Genomic DNA, 26,671 nt, shown 5'->3' on the forward strand with positions numbered 1-26,671 from the left:
TGAACTCAGCTGCCGAAGTCGATGACGGGCCGGACCTCGACGCCGCCGAAGCGGGCCGGAACGGTCTTGGCGACGGCCAGTGCCGTGTCGAGATCCGGGGCGTCGATAAGGTAGTAGCCGCCCAACGCCTCCTTGGTCTCGACGAACGGGCCATCGGTCACCTCGGACCCGCCGCGGACGCTGGTGGCCGTTGTGGTCGGGTGCAGCCACGCTGCGGAAACCATGCTGGCGCCCAGCGCAGGCACGCCGCTGGCGAAGGCCTCGTGCTCACGCATGATCTCCTCCATCAGCCCGGACGGCGCCTCGGCGTATGAGGTCTCGGTTTCGTAGATCAGGATCATGTACTGGGACATAGCTGTTCCTCTCGGTTCGGGGACCGGTTCTCGACCCCTCTACTTATACGACACGCGGGGTCCGGCCACATCGACAGGAATCTCGAGAATTTCTGAGATCACGTTAGGAACGCACCAAGTCCCACCGCTTGGCGATCTTCTCCCAGATTCTGCTCCCGAATCGGAACGCGCCCATACCCGGCGCGAATCGCATCAGCCACGTTGAGGCGCTTTCCTCCGGTCAGATGCGGTGAGGTGGGTCGCGACTGCACTGGTGAGCATTTCCCCGGCAAACGGGGTGACCATCCTCGCCGGCGACCTCGGAAAATGTTGCGGTGAGGGATCCGCGTACGGGCGGGGCGAACCGGCGGCAATTGTGCAGAACGTGTTTACTTCGGTGTGTTCAGGCTTTCGTTCCGATAACGAACGTGTCCCGACTATCGACGCGGCCGGTTATCCCCGGCAGGGTGAAGCCATGCGTGCATTGCATCCGACGAACGGGGTCTTGGTTTTGACCCAGGTGCTGCTCGCTGTCGTATTTGTGTCAGTGCTGCCGAGCGGGTGCGGCGGCGCCCCCGGCGGCAACGCTCAACCCGTGGATGCTGCCGAGATTGTCGATAGCTACGACTGTCTCGCGCCGAATCTGGGCGGCTGGGCCGTTCATCCCGACCCGACCCACCCACCGGGTCCACAGCATCTGGATGCGCCGGACCCTGGCCGGGTGCCTACCGGTTTCATCCCGACCACCGCTGTCCGCTGCGATCAGATGGCCAGCGTTGAGGATGCCGAAGGACAGTGGAGCGCCGTCACCGCTGTCACTCTCACCGGTGATCTGACACCACTGTTGGCAGCCCTGGGCGAGCTTGACGACGGAATCGGGCCCGGCCCGTGTACGGCGGATATTGAACTCGTGCCCCCGCTTTGGCTCGTCGATGCGGCCGGCCGGGCGATCCACGCGCACTACCCCCGCGACAGGTGCGCAAAGACGAAGCCCGGCGTGCACACCGCCCTCGCCGGGCTGTCCGTCCGAGACACCACGACATTGAAGCAAACACTGATTGTTCCGCGCGCCGCCCTGGACAGCGGATGCGCGGCGGCATGGACCGCCCCCTTCAATGCGGGGATACCGCTGTCGATTCCATCGGCCGGTTCCTCTTCGGGCGCCGTCGGAGCGTCACCGGCTCCCCCCACGCCAATAGCCGATACCGTGTTGGCCGAGATGGACGGACTGCGTTGGTGCCGTTATGCGGTCGAGCCCGCGCCGGCAGACCTGGCGGAGCCGGGTGGGTCGGAGCCGGACGGGTCGGTGGCCGCTCCGGCAAAAGGAACGCTTCACTCGGGCCGATTCGTTGCTGGTGGAACGCTCGACACGGCGACCGCCCGTTTGGTGGCCGATGTTGCCGCGTCCGGGCCAGTGTCCCGCTCCTGTGATGAGTCGGCGACGAAGTTCCTGACGCTCCGGCCGAGTCGGGGCGGTCATGAACTCGGGTCGATAATCACGGTCGAGCTCGACGGCTGCGGACTGCTGCACCGCGACGGAAGCGACGCGCGTACACTGCCGGCCGACGCCCGCGAGCTTCTGACCGTTCGAACCAGCAGGTAACCGACGATCCGGCCACCGAGGCCCCAAATCGGATAGGCATGGCAGCCTCCGTTGATCGTTAGGTGACCCGCTCAAAGATCGGCTTGTGGAGCACTTCCTCGGCATGGCCGAGTGGGTCATCGATAACCCTCCCACAATTGAAGTCCGCCAGTAGCACCCTGGTGGTTCCGCCGGCGCCTGTCATTTCGGAGGAGTGCATGAGTCGAAACTGATCTCCGTACAACTCTTCATTGTGACGGGCTCTGCACCGGAGGAGACTTGAGGCGACGGCATCCCTTTTCGGGCCGCCCGCGGGGCCGCCCGGCTGCGGGGCCTCACAGTACCCTGTAGCGGCTTGGTGGATCGATGAGCTCCATGACACCCCACGAAAAGGCCGCTCAGCGGTCGCGCCATCTCTTGCCCTTGGTGACTATCGCACTGATTGGATGTCTCGGTGGGTGTCAGAATGAGCCCGACGACGCCCCTCTCCCGTCCGCCCGTGTTCCGGCTACGGAGGCTGGCACGGTGCCACCACTGCCGGACAGCGGCGACATCGACGCCGGCACATACTTCGTCACCAGCTTAACGGAGCCTTTCGAGATCACCGTCCCAGACGGCTGGACCTCCGACGGCGATGGCCTGGGCAAGGACGACCCCGGTCACCCGGGTGAAGGGGCCGTCTACCTGATTTTTTGGCCGACGGACCATGTGCCGACGGACGCATGCGCGTGGCGGGACGCGCTCGTCGAGGTTGATCCTTCAGCTCAGGCCTTCGTCGACGCGATGGCGGCGCAGACGTCAACGGCCAGCACTCCTCCCGTCGAGGTCAGGGTGGGCGATTACTCCGGCTTCGAGTTCGACCACTCCGTCGAGGACGCCGTGGACATTACGGCCTGCGACGACGACAAGATCTGCCCCCGCTCAGAATCGTCGAACTACTGCACCCGCTGGTACTCGAGCGTCGCTGAGCGCGAAACCTATAAGGTGGTCGACGTGAACGGCAAACTCGCTGTGATGGGGGTGACCTATTTCCACGAATCGATCAATCCGGAGTTGACGAGAGAGGCACGTGCCGTCTTCGACTCAATCGCGTTCAAGTCCGACAAGTGACCAGCTGATGCGATAGGCGATCCCCCGCGGGGTGCCGACTCCTCAGGCTTCCAGGGCACCCCATCCGGCTGAATCCGACTGTTCCGCGGCGAAGATACAGCTAACGGGCACGGAGGTGATGTCGTGCTGGCGCCGTGTAGGAGGCGTAAAGTGCAGCCGTTAGCGCTACGCTAGAACCCTCCCAACCCTTCGATCCGAACCCTCAAAGATTGTGGAGTTGATCAACACCGTGGCGAATCAGCCGTGGCCGGAGGGTCCGGGACTGTTCGGCGTTCACTTCACCGGCATCGGCTGCACTCCGGGGCCGGCCTTCCAGTATTCGGATGACCTGCCGGAACCGATGCGCGGTGTGCTCCTGATGCCAGAGGTACCGATGGAGCACGGTTCGCGGGGCTCCATCGAAGGCAGGATGTGCCTATGCCCACATCAATGGCGCACCGGTATGCAGGTCGGACTAAGCCGCTCCGCGCCCACTGTGGTCCATGACAAGCCCGTCATCGACAGGAGCGTGTACTGACAATGGGCATCACCGCTAGGCACCTAACGAGTCGATAATCGCCCCGGTCCCAGGCCAATTCGCGGGCTTCGTGCCCACAATAATCGTTCCGCTGCCGCGTTGAACCTTAAAGAGCCGCCCGCTAAGGAATTCGTCCACAGACACGGACCGGCTAGGAATGTCGGCGGGTGATCTTTGGGGGCCTGTTACGGGCTGCCCAGAGGGTTCCGAGGGTCAGCAGAAGCGGAATGGTGAGGAACACTCCTGCGCCGCCGCCGGCGTTGACGAATCCCCCGACACCGATCCACCAAACCAGGGCCGCCGTGAAGACCCCGATGATGGTCAGGGACCCCCTGGGTCCTCGTCGAAGGCGGCCGACGGCGGACCGGCGGCGGGTTTTTTTCCAAGTGTCTGGGTGCACGAGGTTCGCGCCGGCGCGCGGCCAGGAAGAGGTTCTGACCACCGGTGGCACCTCATGGGACATGGTTGCCGAGTACAACAGTGCGCTGAAGCCAGCAGCCAACAGTGCAGGCTCCTCTGACGTTGCCCGGGCTTCCGCAACGGCGTCATGACCGCACCGGTGAACGTTGATCAGGCGATGCTGCCATAGGTCAGGTCAGCGCCTCGCAGATGATGAATTGAGGGAATCCCGGTTTTGCACATCTCATTTAGCCGTTCCCGAGCTCACGTCCGAGGCATTTGGTGAGCCTTTCCGCAATCTTGCTGTCGGTCCTTGATGCCGGCGGAGCCGCCGTGAGCCAACGTCGCAGGACAGCGATTTCTTCGTCCAAGGCCGTCCCGATTAGGCTCCGGCAGGCTGCGGAAGCAGGGCGGGTTCGCCGCCCCCGGACTGGAGGAGCGCATCCCGCGCAGCCCCCCACTGTGCATGGTGACTGCCAGCCGCGCGGAATGCGGGCCCTGCGGCTTTTCGAACCGCGATGACCCGAGAATGATCCAACGGCGCCGCGCCGCGGGCAACAACGAACCCCATGCCTTGGCGCCTCTTGACGAACGGAAATCGACGGGCAGCCGGGTCGGCCGGCGCAGGGAAGGCTCCCGGCGGCCAAAAGCCGCTTGGGGCCGGTGACCGCGTGGCGGCACGGGCGAGCGGTTCCCCGCAGGTGGCCGGGTCGGCGAAGCGATACCAATCGGGCGTACTGGGCGCCTCCCGGCCAGCCCGCGACTCGAGCCCTGCGCGGCTGTCTGTGGGGCTTTCGACTCAAAGCGTCCCTTTCGCGCACCACAGACAAACAGCCTTGCATCCCCCTCCCCCGCGGTGTCCAGTCCCAATGGCGTGGCGGATTCTCTTGCACGTGTGCCTGTTGCCCATGAGGCTGGAGTGTGATCCGACAGGCAGCGCCGCTGCTCTAGGGTGGGGGTGAGGCACGGCGGAGCCGGGCCCCGGTGGTGGTGTCGAAATGAGGACGGAGGGATCTGGCGTGCTTGAGGAAATCATCCAGCAGTGGACCGCTGCGCAGGCGGTGGGCGCGGCCGGGCTGAGCCCTGCCGAGGTGTGGCTGTACTACCTGGGCTCCGGTGGCCGGCTTGATGAAGTCGAACTCGAGGGATACCTTGCCGGGCTCCTGATGATTTCGGCAACGCAGCGGGACCTGGCGTCCGATGCCATCAACGAACTGCTCGAGGACCGGGATCTGCCGGTGGACGGGGCGCATTACAGCACCGGGGAGGTTGCCGCCGAGTCGGGCTTCGCCGAGTACCTCCGGCCCCTGGTCACCACGCCGGAGGGCTACCGGTTCGACCGCCCGCCGGTGACCGGTTCCCCCGCCTGCGGGTCGGACGGTTCCGCCGCTGGGACGGACAGGGATCAGGAGCGGCAGGCGGAGACCGAATTCCGCCGCTGCCAGGCGCTGTATGGATCCGGGCTGCTGGAGACCCGCACGGAGGAACGCTTCGACCGGATCACCGCCTATGCCCGGGAACATTTCGGGGTCAGCTCCGCCTCGATTTCCTTTATCACCGAAGACCGGCAGATCATCAAATCCGTGACCGGACCGATCGGCCAGGACCTGCCGCGGGAGTTGTCCCTGTGCGCGGTCACCATCCAGAAGGACCGGACCCTGGTCATTTCCAACGCCGCCGTGGACCCCGCCTTCCGGGACCACCCCCTGGTCGCCGGTGGACCCAGGGCTCGGTTCTACGCCGGGCATCCCATCTCCACCGCGGACGGCTGGCGCATTGGGTCCCTGTGCGTGATCGATGACCGGCCACGGGCCTTCACCGTGGACGATGAACGGGATCTCAAACGTCTGGCGGCGCAGGTCCAGATTGAAATGTGGCTCAACCCCGGACACTGACCCCTTGGCGCTGCAACCGGTCCACCACTGATGTTCAGCCCATTCTGGGGGTGAACCTGCACAGGCCCGGCACGGCCGACGCGCCGACCGTGTGCTCCACGCTGACCCCCGGCCGGCCGGTGCCGCTCGGAAAACACTCCTCTATCGAAAAATCAGCTTGCTTAGTTCCTTTTCCGGCAGTGCTTCGCTAGGGTCAAAAGTGACGCCGGGGGCCCAAAGAGGCCGTCGAGACTGAAACGGAGAATGACCATGACGACAGCGCTACCCGCAATGACGACCGGCATGGCCGACGGATTGGGGAACCCGGTGCTGCCCGATGTCTGGGCCGCCGACCCGGAAAACGACCGGGACCTTTCGGATCGGGAGGCATCCTGGCTGGAGGACGCCCTACTGATCGACGACTTTTCCGGCGTTCCGCTGCGCCGGCTGCGCACGATGGCGAACCGGATGTATCGTCTGCTCGATGCTGACTTCCCCCCGGCCGGAGCCCTGGAACGCTATGGGGCCGTCACCGAGGAACTGGCCTTGCGCACCGGGGACCCCGAGGCCCACCAGGCTAGGGGTGTACCACCGTGGTTTTCTCCCGGCCGCTGGGGGCAGGTTCCAAGCGTGTAAGGCAGCCTGCTTCCGCCTTCGCCAGGTTCGCAGGTGCCGCAGGGAAGCGCACCCATCCGCGCCCATCCGGTCCTCACCACCCTGCCCGAAGGCTCAGCCGCGATTGGCCTCACACCGGACTTCAGCGGAGGTCCCGAAGACAGCGGCATCGACAGCGCACTGATCGACAGGCTGCGCCGGCCCGGGGGTTCCGGCGACCCTGTTCCTTAGCGGGCGCCGAGTCAGCGCCAACCTCGACCTTGCGTGGGACTTGGCGGCGGACCCCTCGTTCGAACTCGCCAACCACGGAACAGACCACCGCCCCCTGAGTGTCAGCGGCGCCTCTGCTTTCGGATCTCCGGAACGGAAGGCCCCAGCAGCGTGTACGGCGAGATCATGGCCAACGACGCCGTGCTGGCCGCGCTTCTTTCGACCGGGAACGGCCTACCTCGACAATGTGACCCCCAGAATTTGTCTGGCCCTGGACCCGATTCCCGGGTGCAGCATCAACGGCGACGGCGGCGCCACCTACCGGGCGGCGTCGGCGACCGCAGAGACCGCCGCTGCGGCATCCGGGGACATCATCATCACCCACGGCAACCACCCCGGCCCCGGTACGGAACCAGGCCTGGCCGAGGTGGTCGCGTCCTTGCCGCCGCTGACCCACCGCAACCCCGGACCGTCAAGTCACATCTGCACCTCCCGCCCCTTCCCAACCGGGACTTTTCCTGTCACAGTGTGCAAGCGGGAGAAACGTAAGCCTGCTGGCTTTTTTGCAGGTGGTTTCATCCGCCAACCAATCCGGGCAGTACAGCGTGACGAACAACCGATAGGCACACAATCGACGTGTGCGCTCACCGCACAGTGAAGGAAATTGATCTCCATGAACAAGAACATGCGGCTCCTCGCAGTACCCTCCCTCGCCCTCGGCATGCTGGCCCTCTCCGCCGCCCCCGCCCTGGCCGCGGACGGCTCCTACTCCTCCACCCTCGGCCAGCTCAACGGCAGCACCGGCGCAGGCACCATCACCGTCGACGTCAAGGGCGACCAGGCGACGGTCAACCTCCAAGTCTCCGGCCTCGCCGAGACCTTCATGGACGGCCCCTACCCCCACGTCCAGCACATCCACGGCGGCGCCGAGGGCGTCTGCCCGACCCCTGCTGCGGACACCAACGGTGACGGCGTGGTCAACACCACTGAAGGCGCCCCCTCCTACGGCGGAATCGTCACCACGCTGTCCACCAGCGGCGGCACCGGCCCCGAAGAGGGCCTGAACGTCAAGCTCGGCGGCCAGGGTGGCAGCTACACCATCCAGCGCACCTTTGAAGTCAACGCCGACACCAAGGCCGCCCTCGAAGCCGGCACCGCCGTCGTCGTCGTCCACGGTCTCGACCCCGCAACCCTGAGCCCGGCGGCCCAGGAAGCCAAGAGCGACCTGACCCCGGACCTGCCGCTGGCAGCGACCTCACCGGCACTGTGTGGAACCCTTGTCGCTTCGCAGATGGGCGCCATGCCCAACGGTGGCGCTGACACGGGAGCCACCCAGGAGACCGGATCCAATGTTGGTGCCCTCGCCCTCGGCGGTGGCCTCGTCCTGGCCGCAGCAGCAGGCGGAACCTACCTGGTCCGCCGCCGCAGCGCCGATCAGGCATAAGCAGCACCGCATCTGAGCATCACCAGTACGATCCGGCACGGGTCAGGTCTATCCTGATCCGGACCGGCACCACCGGCCACCGCCGGGGCTTCCCCGCCCCTGCGGTGGCCGGCCCGTTTCCCCACTTTTGTTCCATAACCCGGAAAGGACCGCCATGACCGAGCTTTCCGCCGTCGCCCTGATCTGCTCCCTCTCGCCCTCGCCTGCACCCTCAAGCAGCGATCGGATGGCCCGCCACGTCCTTGATCAACTGGCCCTCCAGGGCGTCACGGGATCCACCGTGCGCATCGTGGATCACAACGTACTGCCCGGGGTGCAGACGGATATGGGCGCCGGCGACGACTGGCCCGCCATCCGGGCCCAGATCCTCGCCGCGGACATCCTGGTGCTCTCCACCCCCATCTGGATGGGCCACCCGTGCAGCATCGCCCAGCGGGTGGTGGAGCGCCTCGACGCCGAACTGTCCGAAACCGACGACGTCGGCCGGCCCACCATGTACCAGAAGGTAGGGATTGTGGCAGTCGTGGGCAATGAGGACGGCGCCCACAAGACCATCGCCGACATGCTGCAGGCCCTGAACGACGTCGGCTTCAGCATCCCCGCCCAGGGCGGCACCTACTGGGTCGGAGAGGCGATGCAGACGGTCGATTACCAGGACCTCGACGGCGTCCCGGAGAAGGTGGCAGCCACCACGGCCGGTGTCGCCCGCAATGCCGCCCACCTCGCCCGTCTGCTCCGCGACCACCCCTACCCCGCCGGGTAGACCAACACCTGGCGCATGACCCCAGTGTGCAGCAGCATGCCCCTTCAAGAGAGTTGCCGCAGTGTGGAGATGCGCTATTCGTTAATACCGGCCAAGGCCGCTGCTTGGATGCAGTCCTCTAACACCACGCCGTCCGAGTCTGCGACATCCCTAGTGATTCACCCAGAATTGTCGACGATCCAGCGGGACGTCCTCGGATGCCCGCGAGGAAACAGAAATGGAGGACCCTGACCTCCGCGGCGCATGAACGACGTGGTCCTACCAACATCAACGTAATCTTCGATTGATCCTTCGAACATCCCTCCAGAATGCCCCATGCGCCATTCAAAGGTGACGAACTGACCACGTCTAGTACTGGCTTCGGAGGGCACCGGCCGGTGGGCTGCAACGCCACCGGCGGGTGGGCGCCCCTAGTTGGGCGGGTGGTTCGGTCAGGCTCCCTGTCCTGCCATCTGCATCAGTCCGCCGTCCATCACATAGGTTGTGCCGGTAACGTAGTCCGCGTCGGGGGAGGCCAAAAAAACCGCCAGCCGGCCAATTTCCCTCGGTTGGGCCGCGCGCTTCAGCGGAATGGTTTGGACCTGCTGCTCGAGGAATTTGGGGTCGTCGATGGCTTTCTGGTTGAAGGGGGTCAGGACCATCCCTGGGGCGATGTTGTTGACGGTGATCCCGAGTTCGGAAACCTCGAGCACGAGCGTGCGCGTCAGATTCCGCAGGGCACCTTTGGAGCAGTCGTAGTCGGCCGCTCCGGCGCGGGGCTGCTCTTCGTGGACGGAGGTCGTGTTGAGGATTTTGCCCCCGCCGCCTTGGTCCTTTCGATGATTGATGAAGTGTTTGCAGCAGATCAGCTGCCCGATGAGGTTGCTGCGGAGGGTACGTTCGAAATCGGCAATTTCGAGGTCGGCGACGTACGTTCCGGAGGCGTCGGCGCTGGCATTATTCATCAGGATGTCGATGTGGCCGAAGGTGGCAATCGCCGTCCTAAACATGTCGATGACCTGATCCTCGGACCCGTGGTCTCCGTGCACGACGACGGCTCTGCGCCCGAGCGCTTCGACCTGTTCCTTTGTCGAGGTTGCTCCGTGCTGATCGTGGAAGTAGTGAATGACGATGTCGGCGCCCTCGCGGGCGAACTCGATGGCTGTGGCCTGCCCGATACCCGAATCCGATCCGGTGATGAACGCGACCTTGTCCTGCAGCTGTCCCATCTGGTGTCCTCCATTTACTTGTAGTGGGTCCGGTTGGTGGTTCCTTAGCCCCGGTCTTCGGCTTGGGTAATGGCCCATGCCGCGTTGATCAGGCCGATGTGTGAAAGGCCCTGCGGGAAGTTGCCGATCAGTGTTCGATCCTTGATGCTGATTTCTTCGGAGAGAAGCCCGAGGTCGTTGGCCTGCCCGGTTACGGTCTCGAAGATTTTCCTCGCCCGATCGGTCTGCCCGGCCATGGCCCGGGCGGTGGCCAGCCAGTAGGAGCAGATAATGAAGGCTCCCTCATCTCCGGCTCCTGTCCATCGTTGGACCAGGGATCCGCTGGACAGATCCCGTTCGATGGCGTCCAGGGTGGCGAGGATCCGCGGGTCCTTTGCCGGAAGGAATTCCATGAGAGGCATCAGGAGGGCGCCGGCGTCCAGATTCTCGGAGCCGAAGGCGCCGGTGAACGCTTCAGCGGTGCTGTCCCATCCTTGGTCCAGGATGGCGGCCCGGGCTTCGTCGCGTTCGGCTTCCCACACGGAAGCCCGGTCAGGGACAGCGAGTTTTGCGGCTAGTTTCACCGCCCGGTCAAGGGCGACCCAGCACATCAGTTTGGACGTCAGGTAGTGCCGGGTGCCCTCCCGGCCTTCCCAGATCCCTGCGTCCGTTTCCTGCCAGGTTGCTGCGGCAAGGTCGGCAACTGCCACGAGGAAATTCCGGGTAGCTTCGGGCAACTCCCCCAGCACGTCCCGCAGAACCCAGGCGCATTCAAAGATTTCCCCGAGGACATCGAGCTGTTTCTGGGTCCAGGCGTCGTTGCCGATCCGCACGGGGCGGGACTGCACGTAGCCGGCGAGATGATCGAGGGTGTGTTCGGTCAGGTCATGTTCCCCGCCGACCCCGAACATGACGGGCAGGTGCCCTTGGTCGAGGGATCCGGCGGAGGCGGTCATCCAGTCGAAGAACCGTTGGGCCTCGTCTGGACAAGCGGCGGCCCAGAGGGCCTTGAGCGTCAGGCTGCCATCGCGCAGCCAACCAAACCGGTAATCCCAGTTCGCGCCTCCGCCGGGCTCTTCGGGAAGGGAAGTGGTCGGGGCGGCCACCACTGCACCGGTGGGGGCGTAGGTGAGGGCCTGGAGTACGAGCGCGCTGCGGTGGACCTGGTCCTCATAGGCCCCACGGTAGCCTCGATGCATCTCGCTCCACGACTCCCAGGCGGCAGTGGTGTCCTCCACTCCGGCGACGTCTTCCGCCACCGGGGCACCCCGGTCGGTGGAAGCGCTGTGCTGCAGGGAAAAGTCCATGCGTTCCCCCTCTTGGAGCAGGAACGATCCACTCACCCTGCTATCCGCGCCCGCAAGGACCGGGGGTGCTGTCAGTGTCAGCCGGTCCGCGCCGCCGGTGATCTCCCACCCCGTGGAAGTTCGCGTGAAGTGCGGAGTGACCAGCCCGTACTCGGGCCGCGGGGCCACCTCCACCAACACCCGGATCTGCCCTCGGGTTGCCTCAACGCGGCGCAGCAGCACGTGCGGAGAGTTCTCCCCGATCCCATGGCCGCGCTCCCCCGGGCCCAGGGACAGGCAATCGGTCAGGCGCATGGACCCGCGTGGGCAATGGAACTCTGTTTCCACGACCATGGTTCCGGGCAGGTAGCGGCGGGTCACCGTGTACTGCTCCGCAGGGCGGATGACCCAGTGGCCCGCGTGCGGATCGAGCAGCCGCCCAAAAATGCTGGGGGCATCGAACCGTGCCGGACACCACCAATCGATTGATCCCTGCCGTGAGACCAGAGCCGCTCCCTGACAGTCGCTGAGCAGTCCGTAGTCCGCGATGACCACAGCTGTCCGTCCCTCCCCGCCGACAGATTCAGGGTCCATCGCTCTCCTCCCCCGCGCCAGGTGGAGTTCCCCCTGCCTGTCGGAGGCTGACTCCACCGGACCCGGAATCACCGGTCGCGGGAACGGCGTTGTGGCCCGGGCGGCGGCTTCCTGCCGGCCGGTTTCCTACCTTGTCTGGGGTGGGGCGAGAACGGTGTCGTAGAGCACTCCGGTCGCCGCCGCCTGAACGAACTTGTTGGTCAAATCCACGGTCCAGTCCTTCGCACTCCACGTTCCGGGCTGATACAGCCCCAATGCCGTGTTAAGCAGCACATCGGTGCTGTAGACGACGGGGAACACGACGGCCACCGCTTTGGCTCCGCGCAGGCCGGCATGGGCTGTGATTCCGTAGGCAGAGCCCCACATGGTGCCCAGCGCGAAGTGCGTCACCGTGTTCAGCCGCTCGCGCCCCTGCTGCGTCTCCGGGTGAATGGGCAGGACGCGTTCGGCGAAGTCCGCCGGAGCGTAGCTGGCTTCCCGTCCGGACAGGGGTATCTCCACATACTTCTGAAAGGCCGTCATCACCGCGGTTCCTGCGACTCCGGCCACCATGCCGCGGAGGATTGATTCCATTAGAGAAGTCTTCTTCTTCGGCATGCTGTGAGTATGATCCCCCACCGTGGTGTCCGCAACCATTTCCCGGCGGATTGTCTCGGCCCGCGTTGTCCCCGGAGCAACCACAAATCAACTTCTTCTTGATCTAGCGCACCGGTCTGGTCATGTGCGCAATCTACGCCCTGCCGGAAGAATTCGTCTCCTCTACCCGCGAAGGATGCACCCCGGTGGGAGTCGGCCGAGAGCCATCCCCGGCCGCCGCTGACGGTCTCCGGCAGAGCAGCCGAGATGGGCGGGTCCGGCATGGCGGGCCGGGTGGCCGATACAGTCTTGGTCGCGCGGTGGTAATGGTGCTCACGAGTCGCTAACTCCAAGCAGCCAATTTACCTGAGCTGCTCGAAGAGGATGACCAGCGCAAAAACCCTCACCACGGTCATGTACCAACTCCGCGACTCCCCCATGAAGGAGTAAGAACGCCCACACCGGGCCTCGCGACAGAAAGGAGGCATCCCGCCCTCAGACAACTTCACCCCAGCCACCGAAACCGGCACCCGGACCGCAGAATTGGGCCGGCTGTCCACAGTCAGAGGGCAAAAGAGCCCCTGACTAGGGGAAACATGTGCCCGAAGTGGGACTCGAACCGGACTCCAGCCCCTGGAAATCCGCCACTCCCCCGAAAACATCCCCAATCCGGCCCAGTCCGGCACCGGTACGGCTTAATCCGAGACCCAGAGTGTGGACACTGTCCACACGCCTACCTCTCCCCACCAGAAGCCTCTACCGCTCTCCCCCTTGACAGGTTGTGGCGCTTCTTTGCAGGACGAAGCGAACGCATCGAACTGAGCGCATTGACATCCGGCCCATCATCGGTTCTCGGTCCTCATCATTGAACGCCGGCGAGCCTTGATCAACACCCGTCGTCCGTCGTTCCATGCCAATGCGGGTGGTGAGCGGATCCTTCGCGGACAGGTCAGACGGGCGCGAGGTCGTGCTTCGTGTGCTCGCAGAGACATCGGGCCCTGCCTGTCACCTCGACATCGTGCGTGAACTCACCGATGACATCAGAACCTCGCCGTACAGTAGGCACACCCCACCACACCTTCATCGAGCCGTGTCCCCCGCCGGTCGTTGAGTTCGGCGGCCACCCCGTCGAGGTCCGCTTGGCCGTGGCGGTTCAGGTCCGTGCCTTGGGTCCTAGCCGGCTTGCCGGCATATGAACCGCCGCACTGTTGACGAGGCGCGGGAGTGCATGCCACCGTTGAGTCATGGCCGCAGGAACTGTGCGCATCGCTGCTGTCCAAGCCGCTCCGGTAATTCTGGAGGCGGAGGCATCGGTGTCCAAGGCGCTCCGTCTCCTGGGAGAGGCGGCTGGCCAGGGTGTGAAGCTCGCGGTGTTCCCCGAAACGTTTATACCGCTGTACCCGTCAGAGGTGTGGGCCCATGAAGCGGCCCGATTCGACGGATTCGATGAACTGTGGACCCGCCTCTGGGCGAACTCGGTCGACGTCCCCGGACCGCACATTGACCGCTTCATTGAGGCGTGTGCCACCCATAACATGTACTGCGTGCTGGGAGTGAACGAACGGGAATCTGCCAGGCCCGGGAGTCTCTATAACACCATGATCCTGCTTGGTCCTGAGGGTTTGCTTTGGAAACATCGGAAGTTGATGCCTACGATGCACGAACGCCTTTTCCACGGCGTGGGGTACGGACGTGACCTGAATGTCATCGAAACTACTCTGGGAAGAGTTGGTGGACTGATCTGTTGGGAGAACCGCATGCCTCTGGCCCGATATGAAATCTATCGTCAGGGCGTACAGATCTGGGCGGCTCCGACGGCTGATGATTCCGACGGCTGGATTTCCACGATGAGTCACATCGCCATAGAATCCGGCGCGTTCGTGATCTCAGTCCCGCAATACATCCCTCGCTCTGCGTTTCCCGATGACTTCCCGGTTCGGTTGCCCAAGGACGGTCCGGCGCTCGGACGAGGTGGAGCGGCGATCTTCGAACCCCTTGATGGCCGTGCTATCGCAGGTCCTCTCTATGATGAGGAAGGGATCGTGATCGCAGACATCGACCTGAACCGAACCCTCGCCGCGAAGCGATGGTTCGACGTCGTGGGGCACTACAGCCGCGAAGACGCCCTCTATCCGCCAGCCCTACCTCACCCCGCGGCGGCCAACGCACATTCCGGCGCGGCATCGACCTCCCCCAGGCGAGATACTACTAATCCCGGCCACACCAGCTGAACCGGTAACCAACCCCGGCGAACCGCGACCTGCCGAGCAGCTTCGAGGCCACACTCGTACGTGCCCTCCAGTCGCTGACCAAGAGGACGCGGTCCCTGTAGACACTTCTCGGTACCTGTCATCGGTCGGTGATGCACGATGTCTGCGGACACTGGCGATGCAGGCCGGAGTCCAGGGAGCGTCTCGTCTGCGGTTCATGCGGCTATGAGCTCCCAGCCACCGGTATCTGCGACGCGTGCGGCTGACTCGACAAGAGGTTCCGTGATCCGAAACCAAGGCACACATACAGGTCCTACCAGACGGCGTGAGGACTCCAGCGTCGATCGACTTCAATGGGAGCCGGTATTCTTGCCCGACTTCAGACAACTGTTGCATCGAGAAACGGGAGCTCAGCGGGGATGTGCTCAGTCTGAACGTCCACTGCGAAAATCCTCGGAATCGGCTCTGCTGGCTAGCGACGGCTACCTTCAGCTGCTTCGATAACGGCGCCTGCGATGTGAAGTCCGAGGCCAACGGCTCGTTCGGTATCCATGCCCCGGAGCAGCATTCCCAGCACCCCGGTGTAGACGAGGACCAGTTGCGCGACCAGGGCGTCTGCGTGGTCCGCGGCGACGACTGGGACTGCCAGCTCCTTCAAACGTGCTGTTAGCAGCTGCGTGTCACTGGCCAGTGTCTTCTGCAGTTGCGGTCCTGGATGAGGTGATTCGGCAGCTACCCCGAGGAACGCGCACCATCGGGCGGCCGGCACACTCATCCGGTATCGGCCGAGGGCCGGGAATACTGCCAGCAGCCTTTCCCTGGGGGTGGAGGCTTCATCGATGGCCGACTGCCACACTTCATCCCAGCGCATGAGGCGACGTTCAAGTGCCTGAGTGATCAACCCTTCCTTGTTGCCGAAGTGCGCGTACAGGGTTGCCGGGGCCACACCCGCGCTCCGCAGGATCTCGTCCACGGGCGTGGCCGCGACCCCTTGCGTGAAGGCGAGGTCCTCGGTGGCGTCAAGCAGTCGTTCCCGCGCGCGGGGGTGTACTTCCATGACTTCATCCTATAACGTTCGTTTCAATGAAACGATCGTTACAGCCTCAGGGCGGCGCCGCGGGCCCGATCTTCACTGCGTCATCCGTGGCACTCATCGCGGCCACCTACGGCCTGGCCAGGCTCGGGTACGGGCTCTTCCTTCCCGCCTTTTCGGCGGCCTTCGCCCTCACCCCCGCGATCGGCGGCCTGCTCGCTTCCGGCGCCTCCGTCACGTATTGCATCTCGGCAGTGCTCGGATTCCGCCATGCACCGACCCATCCCCGAATGGTCGCCGTCTTGGCCGGGATGACGGCTACCGGAGGCAGTGCGGGGATCGCTGCGGCCCCCGGCACGACGTCCTTCGTGGGTGCGGTGCTCCTCGCAGGAATGGGTGCCGGGTTCTCCTCCCCTGCCCTGGTGGAACTGGTACAACGCAATTTCAAGCCAGCAGAGCGGGACATGCTTCAATCGGTCGTGAACTCGGGTACGGGTTTCGGCGTCATGGCTGCCGGGACCTTCTCCTTGGTTCTTGGATCCTCCTGGCGCCTTGCGTGGGCACTGATTGCTGTCATCTCCTTCAGTGCGATGATGGGCGTACTGCGGGCAGATACCTCCCGCGGTGGTTCCGCCCAGGGCCTCGGCCCGGGCTCCCGCCGGCCGCCGGTACCGGGGACGCGGCATCGAAGGGCAGGGCTGCGTCCGCTTCGGCGTCCAATCACCGCCGCCGTCATCCTCGGCATCGGCAGCTCCGCAATCTGGGTCCATGGCCGCACTCTTCTTGAAGGCGAGGGCGGAATGGCGGTCGAAACCTCCGCCGCCGCGTGGATAGCGCTCGGTGCCGGTGGAGCCGCAGCGGCACTCACTTCACCCTGGCTGGCGCGGCATGCTATCAGGACAACGTGGCCGGTTACAGTACTGGCCGTCGCACTCGCGACCGGGATGTTCGGTATCGCGCCGCACAGCACACTCCTCAGCTTCGGGGCCGCGGCGCTGTTCGGGCTCGCCTACACAGCCGCGACATCGGTGCTCATTATTTGGGCGGCCCGGACGGCAGAAAGCAACGCCGCCGGCACGTCAGTGCTCTTCATCAGCCTCGTCCTGGGACAGGCACTGGGAGCAACACTGGTAGGCGCCCTGATCGGCACACTGGAACCCGGCCCGGCCTTTATAGTCGCCGCGATCATCTGCGGCCTCAGCGCCCTAGGCAGCCCTTCGCCTGCCACGTCGCCGCGGCAGGTCCCATCCCCGGTGCCGCAATGAACCCGCCCGTCCCAAAACTAGCGAGGGCCGGACCTTTAACACCACCGGTCTCACGGCCCATGGATCCGGAACTGCTTCAAGTTTGGGTGACTCCTGACCAGACCGCGCACGTCAGACACCCCTCCTCAAAGGTCGTTGTCGAGCGAGGTGCCTTCAACAGCGTGCGCAGCAAAATATCGTCGAAGGCCGAAGCTAGTACGAGGCGTCCCGCCCTGCCAAGCAAGCCCATCGGCGTGCCTTTTGGACTTGCTGAAGGGTAACCGAAAACAGCAGGGCTGCTTAAACTTGCTATTGTCATTTCATGTCGGGGGAAGAGACCCATGAAAAGGGTCGCGAAGGTGCGCGTCGCGCAAAGGAGTGGCTCGAATCAACCACTCGTGTGAATGCCTGTTGGGTGAACCCCGACAAATTTGCCGTCGATAAGCTGACCTTCCCATGGGCCGCCGGTAAAAAAAGGCCATTCTCCTACGATCTCGGCGGCCTACTGCTTCGCGGTGACCTTGAAGGCCGGGGGTTCTACGCCGAGGTCAAGAACTACACCAACGCCAGTAACAACCAGGGCGCGGAGTACGTCGAATACCTAGCCAAGTGCTACTGCGCCTACCTGGACAGTCCCAAGTATTGTGACAACTTCATGTGGATAACGTGGCATCCCTTCAGCCTAAAGAAGTGGTCGGAGCTCTGCTCCGCAGAGGAAGTCCGAGACGCAGTCTTCCTGCACCGATTGAACACCTTGGGCATAGAAGACGAGGCCGAAGCCAAGGCCTCCATCAATATGGACACCTGTATCGCGGTAGCCGAGAGGCTATGGATAATCGTCTTGTCAGAGCGGCAGGAGACACTGACCATCTCGGCCGAGCATCGGGGCCTCATCGAAAAGTTCGACACCGAGAGGGGACGAAGATGACCCAAGTTCGATCAGTTGGCTTCGCGCAAGAGATCGTGAACGCGTTGGGCGTACGGTCACCCCAAGACTCAATCAACGCCATCAAAAATGCTGTAATCAAGGAACTAGAAACTCTCGATCGTTCCGTGAGCATTAGAGACACTTCTTACTTCAATCACACCTACGCACCCGATTTGATTCTCAACTGGGACGCAACAACCGAGCGACCCGTTTACCTCAGATTCACCGACAACCTGCCTGAATTACGGGAAGGAATCTCAAGACTCGATTTTGAGAACGCTTTCGTCTTCGGCCTTACTCGTCCCCAAGAAGATGCTGAAGGTTTTCCTCAACTGGAGCAATCAGCTCAGGATCATCAGGCACTCATAACGGACGCCGCCGGCATCGAAACCTTGATCAGGCAGCGAAGTGAAGATGCCGGTATTAATCTGCTTGGTCAAGCCTTGACGCGTGGCGGCCGTGGGCTCCTTGCCCAGCCGCAAGCTGAGACTGTCGCAAAAACCGTCTCTGAGGGGTTCAGCGCCGCCCTCGAAACGCGAAGCGTTCCGACGCGGTTGGCGGTAGACGCTATTGCCCAATACCTCGACGATCCTCAGGCAGCGCGTATGACGCGAGTGCTGCAAGCCGTCTGGGAAGGAAGCGACGGGCGTTTGGAACAGTTCCCGGGTCCGACTGACCTTTCTCGAAGCCTTAACGACGACTCTCTTCAGTACATCCTCGATGTCGTTTCGGCAAGCGATGAAAACTTTTGGAGCCGAATCGGCAGATTCCTAACCACGTCGCAGCTGTCCCGCATGAGCTTGAACGCCTCAAACACGGAAAGCTTCCAAAACCTTATAAATGCGAATTTGGATGTCATACCCTGCAGGGCGGCCGCCGTGGCTTCCGGCGCGGAAACCCTTTTTTCAGCGGACAGCGAGCCGTTCCTCTGGTCGATCCGCAACAAAGCTCTTGCCCTGGAAGGGCCTGACTTCACCGCGTTCGTCGCTGATCGGAAGGAACTTGTGGAGGGTAAGGTCGCTGCCAGCGACATGGCTTCCACCGATGGCCTCGACGTGGAAACTCTCAGTAGACGAGTTGCAGAGTACGAACTCACTGAAGTCACGCTGAGGGATGGGGGCGCGACGGTGCAATTCACCTCCAATGAGGGCGTAGGGCATGACGAGCGCCTGGCCAAGCTCGCCCAGGGTCTATCCTCGAGCAGCACGGTAGTCAAGGCTGTCGTACCACTCCCCGAGGGCCAATTGGCTCTGAACTTCAAAACCAGTCTCGCCGCTGCCAAAACGACCAGAACGCCGTTGCTGAAGGATGTACTCGCAGTTTCCATCCCACTGCTGCACGCGCTGTCTGAAGAGCGAAGGCAAGCGCTGAAAGCATTTCTACAAATCGGAGATTCAGTCCCGACAGGCAACGTAGAAGACCTATTGGGCCTACTCGCTGAAACACTCGGCGACGACTAGACCCGTGCCTGACTCAATCAGTAGCCATCCGGACCCGGATCTGGACAGTCGGCGGGCAGCTTGGCGCGCCTACATCCCGGATCACACGCGGGTGGTGTTCATCGCTGAAGCCCCACCCCCTGACGATCGCTACTTCTACTACCCCGAAAGCACCCGGCATGATTACCTTTTTCTGGAACTGTTGCGCGTCCTTTACCCGGAGTTGAGAACCAACGGCACCGATTACATGCGGATCAACAAGCCGGCCTTGCTGCGGCGCTTCGCCACCGACGGCTACCTGCTGATCGACGCCATCGAAGGACGGATCGCCCTCCGCAAGCCGGCTCTCCGCAAACGGGCCATCAGCGCTAACGAAGAAGACCTGCTGAATAGGTTGCGCATCCTGGGACGCAACGACTTCGTGGCCATACCGGTAAAAGCGACAGTCCAGGACGGGCTGAGCCAACTAGCGAAGTCCCGAATCGGGTCGCGTTTCGTCCACGAACGCATACCATTCCCGAGCACCGGACAGCAGACAAATTTCCGTCACAAGCTGAGCCGGGTTTTGGAGACACTGGCCCAAACACCGTGAGCCCCGGATGGTGTGTGAAAAGTTCACTGTGCGCCGTAGGCGATCAGGAGAGGACCGAGCAACGGCGGTTAGAAGCAAAAGGGCCAGCGCCGGCGCGCCGGCCCTTTTGGGGTTTCCCTCTGCTCCTCCACTCTTCCTGCACCGGTCCCAACGGACATGATCGCCCTCGAGTCGAGCTTGAGGTGTCCGGCCATGGCCCCGATAGAAGCGGTTGACACGTGCATCGCACTGGGTGTGGCAGTACGCCATGTTTTCCGCGTGCGCGAGAGTGTGGCATGAAGGTGCCCGAGGAGGATGATCAGGGCCAAAACCCGAGCTGAAGTCATGCAGCTAACCCGCCGCTCCCCCATGAAGTAGTAAGAACGCCCAACCCGGGCGAGTAGCAGTTGCGAGGCCATCAGCGAGTGGGCGGACGGGGTTCCAACAGCACCGAAAACTGTGCCATGAGTGCCTGAGTGAGGTTGTAGACGACAATTTGTGCGCCATCTGCGTAGGATGCTGCCGCAGCGTCTGTGTCCCCTACAAGGTCCATCCTCAGCGTCCCGGCCGCGGCCACCGCCGCGTTGAACCGCTTCCGCGATTCCGGCACGGACAGGGCGCCCGGTCCGCTCGATGCGGCAAGGTCCGCAGCCCCCAGCAGCAGTCCATCCAGTCCCTGGACAGCCAGGATCTCGTCCACCGCCGATACGGCCAGGGGCGACTCAATCATGCCGATCAGCAGGGTTTCCTCGGCGAGGCGGGCATGGTGGTCCCGGCTGCTCATCGTTCCGTAGAACCCCGCCCGCCCATAGGTCGCAAACCCGCGACGTCCGACCGGGGGGTAGTGCGCAGCGGCGACGAAATCTTGTGCCTGTTCCACGCTGTCCAGGTGCGGGGCAACGACCCCGGCCGCCCCACTGTCCAGCGCGCGCAGAATCAGGGCGTCCTCGCCTTCCCCCACGCGGACCATGACCTCGGCACCGTGAAGAGCGGCCGCGGCGATGTGCTGGCGCAGTGCCCCAACATCCGCCGGCCCGTGCTCACAATCAATCAGGATGAAATCGAACCCTGCCACGGCGAGCATTTCCACGAGTTCCTCCGACGGCATGCGGAGGAGGACCCCGCAGACGCGCTCGCCACTGAGGATGCGGGTGCGCAAGGCACGGCGTTGCGGTTTCACGCCACCATCCCGGCAGAGAGGTCGACGTCGGCACCGCAGAGACCTGGCATGCCCAACATCGCGACCACCGCCGCGCCGACCTCTTCCTCGGTCACCATTCGGCCGAGGGCCGCACGGGAGACAAAGATGTCTTGAACCTGCTCGTAGGTCTTGCCGGTCCTTTCGGCTTCCAAGCGGAAATTGCGGTCCATCCTTGAGCCGTCCACCGGCCCCGGGGAAAGCGTGTTGACATTGACGCCCGCTGGCCCGACTTCGAAGGCCAGGCTTGAGCTGAGCCCGATCACAGCCATCTTGGAAGCACAATAGGGTGTCCGGCGAATGAGGGGCCGCTTGCCGGACACCGAGGCGACATTGATCACGTCTCCACGGCCGCGGTCCACCATCGAAGGCAGGAACGCCCGGCACATCAGGAACGTGCCCCGGACGTTAACGTCGAAAACCTCGTCCCATTCACCGGGTGTGACGTCGGTCAGCGGCGCAACAGGTCCGGCGATCCCGGCATTGTTGACGAGAATCGACACCTCCGTCCCGTGCAGGGCTTTTTCAAGCTGCCCCACGGATACGGGATCCGCGACATCGACGAGACGCCAACTCGCCCCGTTCCCCAGCGCTGCCGCCACCTTCTGAAGCGGCTCCTGACGCCGGCCTGCGACCACTACCTCCGCGCCGGCGCCGTGAAGGGCGCGGGCAATGGCCGCGCCGAGGCCTGTACCGCCGCCCGTGATCAACGCGGTGCGGCCGAAAAGGGACGTCATCGGGTTGCTCCGGCGGAGGTGGTGCGCGCCAGGGCGCGGTCGATCCACTCGAACTGCTCGCCGCCGTGGCGCCAGGCGCGCACGTCACCCGAACGGGCATGTCCCTCGAAAAGTTCGACGCGCGCTGCCCGGCCCAAAACCCTGCCCAGCTCGGCAGATGATTGGGCATTCTCAATGGTCTGGTAAGTCACGGTTTTGAGATACTTTCCAACCCACAGGCCGCCGGTGTATCTCGCCGCCCCGAGGGTGGGGAGGACATGATTTGTGCCAATGACCTTGTCACCGTAGGAGACACACGTGTCCTCACCAAGGAACAGGGCACCGTAGTTGTGCATCTTGGTGAGTGCCGCCGAGGGGTCCAAGGTGAAGACCTGCACGTGCTCAGCCGCGAACTGGTCCGCGACGCTGTAAGCCTCCTCGAGGTCATCGACAACGATGACCTGGCCCCAATTCCGCCATGCGGGCTCGGCGAAGTCCTTTGTCGGCATGTCCGGGAGGATACGTTCAATGTGCTCGATTGCCTCACGGGCGACCTCGGTGGACGTGGTCACGAGGATCGCTGGCGAGTCAGGCCCATGTTCTGCTTGGGATAGGAGGTCGACGGCAATCACGAACGGGTCAGCGTCGTCGTCGGCGATGATGAGTATCTCGGTGGGACCGGCGAAGAGATCGATGCCGACCTCACCAAAAAGCTGCCGCTTGGCCTCCGCGACGTAAGCGTTGCCGGGCCCGGCGATCATGTCGACGCGGCTGATCGACTCGGTGCCAAGCGCCATCGACGCAACCGCCTGCACCCCGCCCAGCAAATAGATTTCGTCGGCGCCGGCGAGCTTCATTGCGGCGATGGTTGCGGCCGGTATTTCTCCCCGGATCGGTGGCGTACAGGCCACCACACGGGGGACTCCGGCGACCTTAGCGGTGATGATCGTCATATGGGCCGAGGCGGTGAGGGGGTACTTACCCCCGGGAACATACGCTCCGGCGGCGCGCACGGGAATATGGCGGTGGCCGAGGAAAACTCCCGGGAGCGTTTCGATCTCGACGTCCTGCATCGAGTCCCGCTGCGCCTGCGCGAAGGTTCGGACCTGCTCTTGGACGAAGACAATATCGTCGATCACCTGCTGGTCCAGTGTCCCCATGATCTCTTCGATCCGGTCGTCGGAGAGCCGAAACGAATCAAGGGACTGCCTGTCGAAAAGCTCGGCGTATTTGCGGACGGCGGCGTCACCCTCGGACCGTATTTCTTCAATGATTTGGCCCACGCGCTGGGCCACATCTGCGTGACTCGTGTCTGCGAAGGACTTGGACGGTGCCTGCTTCAGATATCTGACCATAATTGCTCCTCGTTATTGCATACGTATGCCTATACTAGGAATGGGCAGACGCATTGGTCAATAGTCTGATTGGATAGAACCGTGTGGCGCCCACGGCGCCGAGATCGTTGGGAGACCCTTATGAGTGTTACGAGTCACGACGTCGCGCAGCTTGCAGGCGTGTCCCAGCCCACCGTGTCTCGAGCTCTGCGCGACGATCCGCGTGTCTCCAAGGCCACGAGAGAACGCGTCCGCAAAGCAGCAGACCGGCTGGGTTATGTCCCCAGTGACGCCGGCAGGGCCCTTTCCAGCGGGCGGACCCGACGCATCGGCCTCCTGCTCACAGACCTTGAAAACCAGTTCTATCCACATATCATCGCACCCGCGTTCCACCAGCTCGAGTCGCATGGCTATCAGCTGATGCTGCACACAGAGGTAGCGGACAACGATGTCGTCGCGGAACGACTCATCTCCAACGGACTCGACGGCGTGCTCCTGGCAACCTCCACGATCGACTCTGTTGTCCCGCTCCGGCTTCGGGACCGCAGGCTCCCCTTCGTATACTTCAACAGGACATCTGACGCAGTGAGCGCAGATTCCGCAGTGGTGGACCCAACGCAGGGGATGCGGGAAGCCGCCGAGGCCCTTTCGAAACACGGCCACCGCCGGATAGCTGCAATCCTTGGGCCAGCCAACACTAGTACCGCGGTCAACCGAGAAATAGCGCTGCGCGAGGCACTCGCCCAGCAGGGCATGTCAATCCCTGCACGCTACATCCACCGAGGCCCGTTCGACACCGCCACCGGCCACGCCGGAACAGAGCATTTCCTGACAATGCCCCAGCCGCCGACGGCCATTGTTTGCGGTAACGATGTTGTAGCCTTCGGGGCGCTCAATGCGGCACGCTCTGCGGGTGTCGGCGTCCCTGACGACCTATCGATAATCGGGTTCGACGATCTCCCCTCGGCTTCGTGGCCCATTATCCAGCTGACGACCATCGCTTACGATTTGGATGCCATGGTGCGCCGTGCTGCCGACCTGCTCATAGACCGGATTCAAAGCCCAGGTAGGCCCCTGGAAGAGTCCGCGTTCCCGTCCCATTTGATCGAGAGAGACACTTTAGGCACTGTTCCCTAAGAGGAGATATGGCGAAAATAGGCTTGCGGGCCTTCGTGCATACGCATACACTCTGACTTATCTAAACCGCATCGATTCTTTAATGGAAATCGAATAGGTTTCTCGAGTTTGCCCGCTTATCCGGAAGGACACACTCGCAACGAGGTCAAGCGGCGGGACGGCATCTTTAGCCTACGCGAAACCCACACTGACAGCGGCAAGGCCCAGAGTAGTTTCCATCATTCATCCGCTCCCGATCAAGTAATTATCCCTAAAGGAGGGACCATAATGACCAGCACCATCGCTTCCGAGCTGAACCTCGACTCCAGCGAAGTCCAGCGACGGACCATCCGCCGCACCGACTGGGTCGCCTGCAACGCCGCCTTTATCGACTGCCGCACGCCAGGATCGGATAAGAAGGAAAATTATGCCTTCATCGGTCCTGGCGTTTCCCAGAACCCCAACCAGTACGTCAACCTGACTGAACCCCACGGCTTCAATACCGGCGCCGCCGGTATGCCGAATGGCATAAGCAACAACCTTCACTTGCACTTCACAGCAGAGGTGTTCATCAACCTTGGAGGTGAATTTAGACTCCGCTGGGGCGCCGACGGCAAGCAGGGAGAATACGTCGCCAAGGACGGGGACATCATCTCAGTCCCGACCTGGATCTTCCGCGGCTTCACCAACGAAGGACCCGATGAGGGGCTTCTCTACACGGTACTCGGCAGGGACAACACCGGTGGAATCATCTGGGGGCCGTCCGTGCTCCGGGAGGCCGAGTCCTATGGACTGCACCTTACGGCCGACAACCGTTTAATTGACACAGTGGCGGGCGATGAACTGCCCAACGGCGTGGCCCTCATCAAGCCTATGCAGCAGCATTTCATTGAGGAGCTGACCAGCTACACCCCGGAACAGATGCGCTCACGAGTGGTCCAGCCCGGAGACCGCAGCTACAGTCAGCACGCGCTCCTGTGCAACGCGCTGCCGGGCGGTCGTGCCGAGCTCAGCCTGGTGATCGGCTACGGCATGTCAGAGGACAGGCGCCAGATCCCGCCCATCCACGAGCCGCACAGCTTCAATCTCGCCTGGCTACGCGCGCAGCCAGGCGAAGGCATGCTTCGGCACCGCCACAACCGGCCGCAGGTGGTGCTCGTGAAGTCCGGACGCTGGTCCCTCACCCTTAACAGCGACATGGGAACTACTCTGGAGCTAGGCCCGTCCGATTCATTCTCCGTGCCTGCTAACAGCTGGCGGGAGTTTCGTTGCCTGGAGGGATCGGAGACAGCCGCGACTCCGGGCACCGGTGAGCTTCTGGTGATCAACCCGGGCGACGACCGCGTAAGCCTTGAATGGGCCCCCGAGGTCGCAGCTTCGGCCCATGACGCCGGCTGGGTGATTGACCCTAATGGCTATGTCGCACCCGCAGCCGTCATGGAAGGTGCTTCCGAGGACGACTGACGGCACGGCAACAGGTTAGGGGCGGCGCCGATCTGCGCCGCCCCTTTCCATCAGCGCCAATTCCAACCGCGCGGCATACCACATGCGTGGACACCCGCGCATAGGCTGGCACTTCCTCTCCCCCGACCTTTGGGTCACCAATTCAGGCGTTGAATCTATGCCTCGAATAGGAAAAACTTCGGCTTTGTGTTGTGGCGGGGAAATGCGTCGCCTCGCCTTCCGAAAACTGGAATATCTGTCCGATCGGTCTTTTCCCACTCGCTGCTTTTTTGTTGCCCGCATGCCAATCACCCCAAGCAGCCTCTTTTGGCACGAGATTCGGCGGTACAGACAATGAAGTGCGGAGAGCACTGCAGCCCTCGTTACAGGGGACGCCGCGGCAGCAGCCGCACTCCTCGGCTCGGACGTCGGCCAGAGGACACGCCTGGCGGAAGCCCTTTGAGCCATTCAATCCTAAACCAGGGACCGCAAGAAGAGCTTCATTGCCTTCCTGGTGCCCCTGCCACGGCCCTTCACATTAGCACCGGCCCGTCGTCCCGTCGGGCGAGTAACCCGTCGCGGAAGGTGCGCCATGGTTGATTGAGGCAACCCCACGTACTTGGCTGCTTACAAACTATCGGTAGACCCACCTCCAGCCGAAAGCCCAACAGCCGCTACGGATTATCACTCTCTCACCCCGCTACAACGCATGACAGCGCTGTCTCTCATTCAAATCTTGCAGTGACATTCCTGGCACCAGGCGTTCCTTCGCCCTGAACCCGGCGGCGGGCCCCGGTTCCTGGGACCACATCGGTGAAATGCGCGGCGGTCACGGTAGCCCGTCAGGATGGGTGGACCGTGGAGACGTTCGATGCAGGAGGTACGCAAACCGGGCCGGACCCAAGGCACCGGTGCGCGCAGCTCCAGCAAGCGCCGCACGGGTGTCAGGG

The 26,671-nt window shown here is 63.3% G+C and carries 23 protein-coding genes; 15 read left to right on the forward strand and 8 right to left on the reverse strand.

Annotated features, from left to right (window positions below; genetic code table 11):
* Positions 1–5: 5 nt before the first annotated feature.
* A complete protein-coding gene (locus tag E2F48_RS14185; protein WP_133404625.1) occupies positions 6–353 on the reverse strand; it encodes a YciI family protein in 348 nt (115 codons plus the stop codon).
* A 253-nt stretch (positions 354–606) separates the two neighbouring features.
* On the opposite strand from E2F48_RS14185, the gene E2F48_RS14190 reads away from it, so the two are divergent.
* From E2F48_RS14190 to E2F48_RS14225, 8 genes are all read left to right on the forward strand, one after another.
* Positions 607–1,935 (forward strand): hypothetical protein, encoded by a 1,329-nt coding sequence (locus E2F48_RS14190; RefSeq protein WP_133404626.1) that lies wholly within the window; start codon positions 607–609, stop codon positions 1,933–1,935.
* Positions 1,936–2,289: 354 nt separating this feature from the next.
* Positions 2,290–3,024 carry a hypothetical protein gene (locus E2F48_RS14195; protein WP_425455786.1) on the forward strand — a complete coding sequence of 245 codons (735 nt, stop codon included), beginning with the start codon at positions 2,290–2,292 and terminating at the stop codon, positions 3,022–3,024.
* Positions 3,025–3,241: 217 nt separating this feature from the next.
* On the forward strand, positions 3,242–3,541 hold the full coding sequence (locus E2F48_RS14200; RefSeq protein WP_133404628.1) for a hypothetical protein: 300 nt from the start codon (positions 3,242–3,244) through the stop codon (positions 3,539–3,541).
* Between the two features lie 1,418 nt (positions 3,542–4,959).
* The gene (locus E2F48_RS14205) at positions 4,960–5,835 is read left to right on the forward strand and encodes a GAF domain-containing protein (RefSeq protein ID WP_165968783.1); all 876 of its coding nucleotides are present in this window, start codon (positions 4,960–4,962) and stop codon (positions 5,833–5,835) included.
* A 249-nt stretch (positions 5,836–6,084) separates the two neighbouring features.
* Complete coding sequence (locus E2F48_RS14210) at positions 6,085–6,450, forward strand: hypothetical protein (RefSeq protein ID WP_133404630.1); 366 nt, start codon at positions 6,085–6,087, stop codon at positions 6,448–6,450.
* 33 nt (positions 6,451–6,483) lie between these two features.
* The gene (locus E2F48_RS17390; protein ID WP_165968784.1) at positions 6,484–6,660 is read left to right on the forward strand and encodes a hypothetical protein; all 177 of its coding nucleotides are present in this window, start codon (positions 6,484–6,486) and stop codon (positions 6,658–6,660) included.
* A gap of 652 nt (positions 6,661–7,312) precedes the next feature.
* On the forward strand, positions 7,313–8,083 hold the full coding sequence (locus E2F48_RS14220) for a hypothetical protein (protein ID WP_133404631.1): 771 nt from the start codon (positions 7,313–7,315) through the stop codon (positions 8,081–8,083).
* Between the two features lie 154 nt (positions 8,084–8,237).
* Entirely contained in the window at positions 8,238–8,846 is a 609-nt protein-coding gene (locus E2F48_RS14225) for a flavodoxin family protein (RefSeq protein ID WP_133404632.1), read from the forward strand.
* A 431-nt stretch (positions 8,847–9,277) separates the two neighbouring features.
* On the opposite strand, the gene E2F48_RS14230 is transcribed toward E2F48_RS14225, so the two are convergent.
* From E2F48_RS14230 to E2F48_RS14240, 3 genes are all read right to left on the reverse strand, one after another.
* Positions 9,278–10,054, reverse strand: coding sequence for an SDR family NAD(P)-dependent oxidoreductase (locus tag E2F48_RS14230; RefSeq protein ID WP_133404633.1), 777 nt, complete (start codon positions 10,052–10,054; stop codon positions 9,278–9,280).
* Positions 10,055–10,098: 44 nt separating this feature from the next.
* On the reverse strand, positions 10,099–11,913 hold the full coding sequence (locus E2F48_RS14235) for a glycoside hydrolase family 15 protein (RefSeq protein WP_133404634.1): 1,815 nt from the start codon (positions 11,911–11,913) through the stop codon (positions 10,099–10,101).
* 126 nt (positions 11,914–12,039) lie between these two features.
* Positions 12,040–12,486 (reverse strand): hypothetical protein, encoded by a 447-nt coding sequence (locus tag E2F48_RS14240; RefSeq protein WP_221411693.1) that lies wholly within the window; start codon positions 12,484–12,486, stop codon positions 12,040–12,042.
* A 1,247-nt stretch (positions 12,487–13,733) separates the two neighbouring features.
* On the opposite strand from E2F48_RS14240, the gene E2F48_RS14250 reads away from it, so the two are divergent.
* Positions 13,734–14,720, forward strand: coding sequence for a carbon-nitrogen hydrolase family protein (locus tag E2F48_RS14250; protein WP_133404637.1), 987 nt, complete (start codon positions 13,734–13,736; stop codon positions 14,718–14,720).
* A gap of 451 nt (positions 14,721–15,171) precedes the next feature.
* On the opposite strand, the gene E2F48_RS14255 is transcribed toward E2F48_RS14250, so the two are convergent.
* A complete protein-coding gene (locus tag E2F48_RS14255; RefSeq protein ID WP_133404638.1) occupies positions 15,172–15,756 on the reverse strand; it encodes a TetR/AcrR family transcriptional regulator in 585 nt (194 codons plus the stop codon).
* A gap of 26 nt (positions 15,757–15,782) precedes the next feature.
* Here E2F48_RS14255 and E2F48_RS14260 point away from each other — a divergent pair, with 26 nt between their 5' ends.
* The 4 genes from E2F48_RS14260 (at position 15,783) to E2F48_RS14275 (ending at position 19,935) form a co-directional block, all read left to right on the forward strand.
* Entirely contained in the window at positions 15,783–16,997 is a 1,215-nt protein-coding gene (locus tag E2F48_RS14260) for an MFS transporter (protein ID WP_133404639.1), read from the forward strand.
* Positions 16,998–17,391: 394 nt separating this feature from the next.
* Positions 17,392–17,904: a hypothetical protein gene (locus tag E2F48_RS14265; protein WP_133404640.1), complete on the forward strand. Its 513-nt coding sequence runs from the start codon at positions 17,392–17,394 to the stop codon at positions 17,902–17,904.
* On the forward strand, positions 17,901–19,364 hold the full coding sequence (locus tag E2F48_RS14270; RefSeq protein WP_133404641.1) for a hypothetical protein: 1,464 nt from the start codon (positions 17,901–17,903) through the stop codon (positions 19,362–19,364). Before E2F48_RS14265 ends, E2F48_RS14270 begins: the two co-directional genes overlap by 4 nt.
* 4 nt (positions 19,365–19,368) lie before the next feature.
* Positions 19,369–19,935, forward strand: a complete 567-nt coding sequence (locus E2F48_RS14275; RefSeq protein WP_133404642.1) for a hypothetical protein — start codon at positions 19,369–19,371, stop codon at positions 19,933–19,935.
* A 397-nt stretch (positions 19,936–20,332) separates the two neighbouring features.
* Here the strand turns inward: E2F48_RS14275 and E2F48_RS14280 are convergent, their stop codons facing one another.
* Genes E2F48_RS14280 through hisD form a run of 3 tightly spaced genes read right to left on the reverse strand, consistent with a single transcriptional unit; the run spans position 20,333 to position 23,183 of the window.
* Positions 20,333–21,094 (reverse strand): HpcH/HpaI aldolase family protein, encoded by a 762-nt coding sequence (locus E2F48_RS14280; RefSeq protein ID WP_221411694.1) that lies wholly within the window; start codon positions 21,092–21,094, stop codon positions 20,333–20,335.
* Positions 21,091–21,849, reverse strand: coding sequence for an SDR family NAD(P)-dependent oxidoreductase (locus tag E2F48_RS14285; protein ID WP_133404643.1), 759 nt, complete (start codon positions 21,847–21,849; stop codon positions 21,091–21,093). Before E2F48_RS14285 ends, E2F48_RS14280 begins: the two co-directional genes overlap by 4 nt.
* On the reverse strand, positions 21,846–23,183 hold the full coding sequence (gene hisD, locus E2F48_RS14290) for a histidinol dehydrogenase (protein ID WP_133404644.1): 1,338 nt from the start codon (positions 23,181–23,183) through the stop codon (positions 21,846–21,848). Before hisD ends, E2F48_RS14285 begins: the two co-directional genes overlap by 4 nt.
* Positions 23,184–23,303: 120 nt before the next feature.
* Between hisD and E2F48_RS14295 the strand changes: the two genes are divergently transcribed.
* Both E2F48_RS14295 and E2F48_RS14300 read left to right on the forward strand, forming a co-directional pair.
* Positions 23,304–24,299 (forward strand): LacI family DNA-binding transcriptional regulator, encoded by a 996-nt coding sequence (locus tag E2F48_RS14295; RefSeq protein WP_133404645.1) that lies wholly within the window; start codon positions 23,304–23,306, stop codon positions 24,297–24,299.
* A gap of 267 nt (positions 24,300–24,566) precedes the next feature.
* Positions 24,567–25,742 carry a cupin domain-containing protein gene (locus tag E2F48_RS14300; RefSeq protein ID WP_133404646.1) on the forward strand — a complete coding sequence of 392 codons (1,176 nt, stop codon included), beginning with the start codon at positions 24,567–24,569 and terminating at the stop codon, positions 25,740–25,742.
* The last annotated feature ends 929 nt before the right edge of the window (positions 25,743–26,671 follow it).

Source organism: Arthrobacter crusticola (assembly GCF_004357995.1).
In the GTDB taxonomy this organism is placed as follows: domain Bacteria; phylum Actinomycetota; class Actinomycetes; order Actinomycetales; family Micrococcaceae; genus Arthrobacter_D; species Arthrobacter_D crusticola.

What these genes read in the sequence shown, in the direction of transcription:
- E2F48_RS14185 (WP_133404625.1), bottom strand. Translation starts at nt 353, where the DNA reads ATGTCCCAGTACATGATCCTGATCTACGAAACCGAGACCTCATACGCC.
- E2F48_RS14195 (WP_425455786.1), top strand. Translation starts at nt 2,290, where the DNA reads ATGACACCCCACGAAAAGGCCGCTCAGCGGTCGCGCCATCTCTTGCCC.
- E2F48_RS14210 (WP_133404630.1), top strand. Translation starts at nt 6,085, where the DNA reads ATGACGACAGCGCTACCCGCAATGACGACCGGCATGGCCGACGGATTG.
- E2F48_RS14220 (WP_133404631.1), top strand. Translation starts at nt 7,313, where the DNA reads ATGAACAAGAACATGCGGCTCCTCGCAGTACCCTCCCTCGCCCTCGGC.
- E2F48_RS14225 (WP_133404632.1), top strand. Translation starts at nt 8,238, where the DNA reads ATGACCGAGCTTTCCGCCGTCGCCCTGATCTGCTCCCTCTCGCCCTCG.
- E2F48_RS14230 (WP_133404633.1), bottom strand. Translation starts at nt 10,054, where the DNA reads ATGGGACAGCTGCAGGACAAGGTCGCGTTCATCACCGGATCGGATTCG.
- E2F48_RS14235 (WP_133404634.1), bottom strand. Translation starts at nt 11,913, where the DNA reads ATGGACCCTGAATCTGTCGGCGGGGAGGGACGGACAGCTGTGGTCATC.
- E2F48_RS14240 (WP_221411693.1), bottom strand. Translation starts at nt 12,486, where the DNA reads ATGGAATCAATCCTCCGCGGCATGGTGGCCGGAGTCGCAGGAACCGCG.
- E2F48_RS14250 (WP_133404637.1), top strand. Translation starts at nt 13,734, where the DNA reads ATGGCCGCAGGAACTGTGCGCATCGCTGCTGTCCAAGCCGCTCCGGTA.
- E2F48_RS14255 (WP_133404638.1), bottom strand. Translation starts at nt 15,756, where the DNA reads ATGGAAGTACACCCCCGCGCGCGGGAACGACTGCTTGACGCCACCGAG.
- E2F48_RS14260 (WP_133404639.1), top strand. Translation starts at nt 15,783, where the DNA reads ATGAAACGATCGTTACAGCCTCAGGGCGGCGCCGCGGGCCCGATCTTC.
- E2F48_RS14270 (WP_133404641.1), top strand. Translation starts at nt 17,901, where the DNA reads ATGACCCAAGTTCGATCAGTTGGCTTCGCGCAAGAGATCGTGAACGCG.
- E2F48_RS14285 (WP_133404643.1), bottom strand. Translation starts at nt 21,849, where the DNA reads ATGACGTCCCTTTTCGGCCGCACCGCGTTGATCACGGGCGGCGGTACA.
- hisD (WP_133404644.1), bottom strand. Translation starts at nt 23,183, where the DNA reads ATGGTCAGATATCTGAAGCAGGCACCGTCCAAGTCCTTCGCAGACACG.
- E2F48_RS14295 (WP_133404645.1), top strand. Translation starts at nt 23,304, where the DNA reads ATGAGTGTTACGAGTCACGACGTCGCGCAGCTTGCAGGCGTGTCCCAG.
- E2F48_RS14300 (WP_133404646.1), top strand. Translation starts at nt 24,567, where the DNA reads ATGACCAGCACCATCGCTTCCGAGCTGAACCTCGACTCCAGCGAAGTC.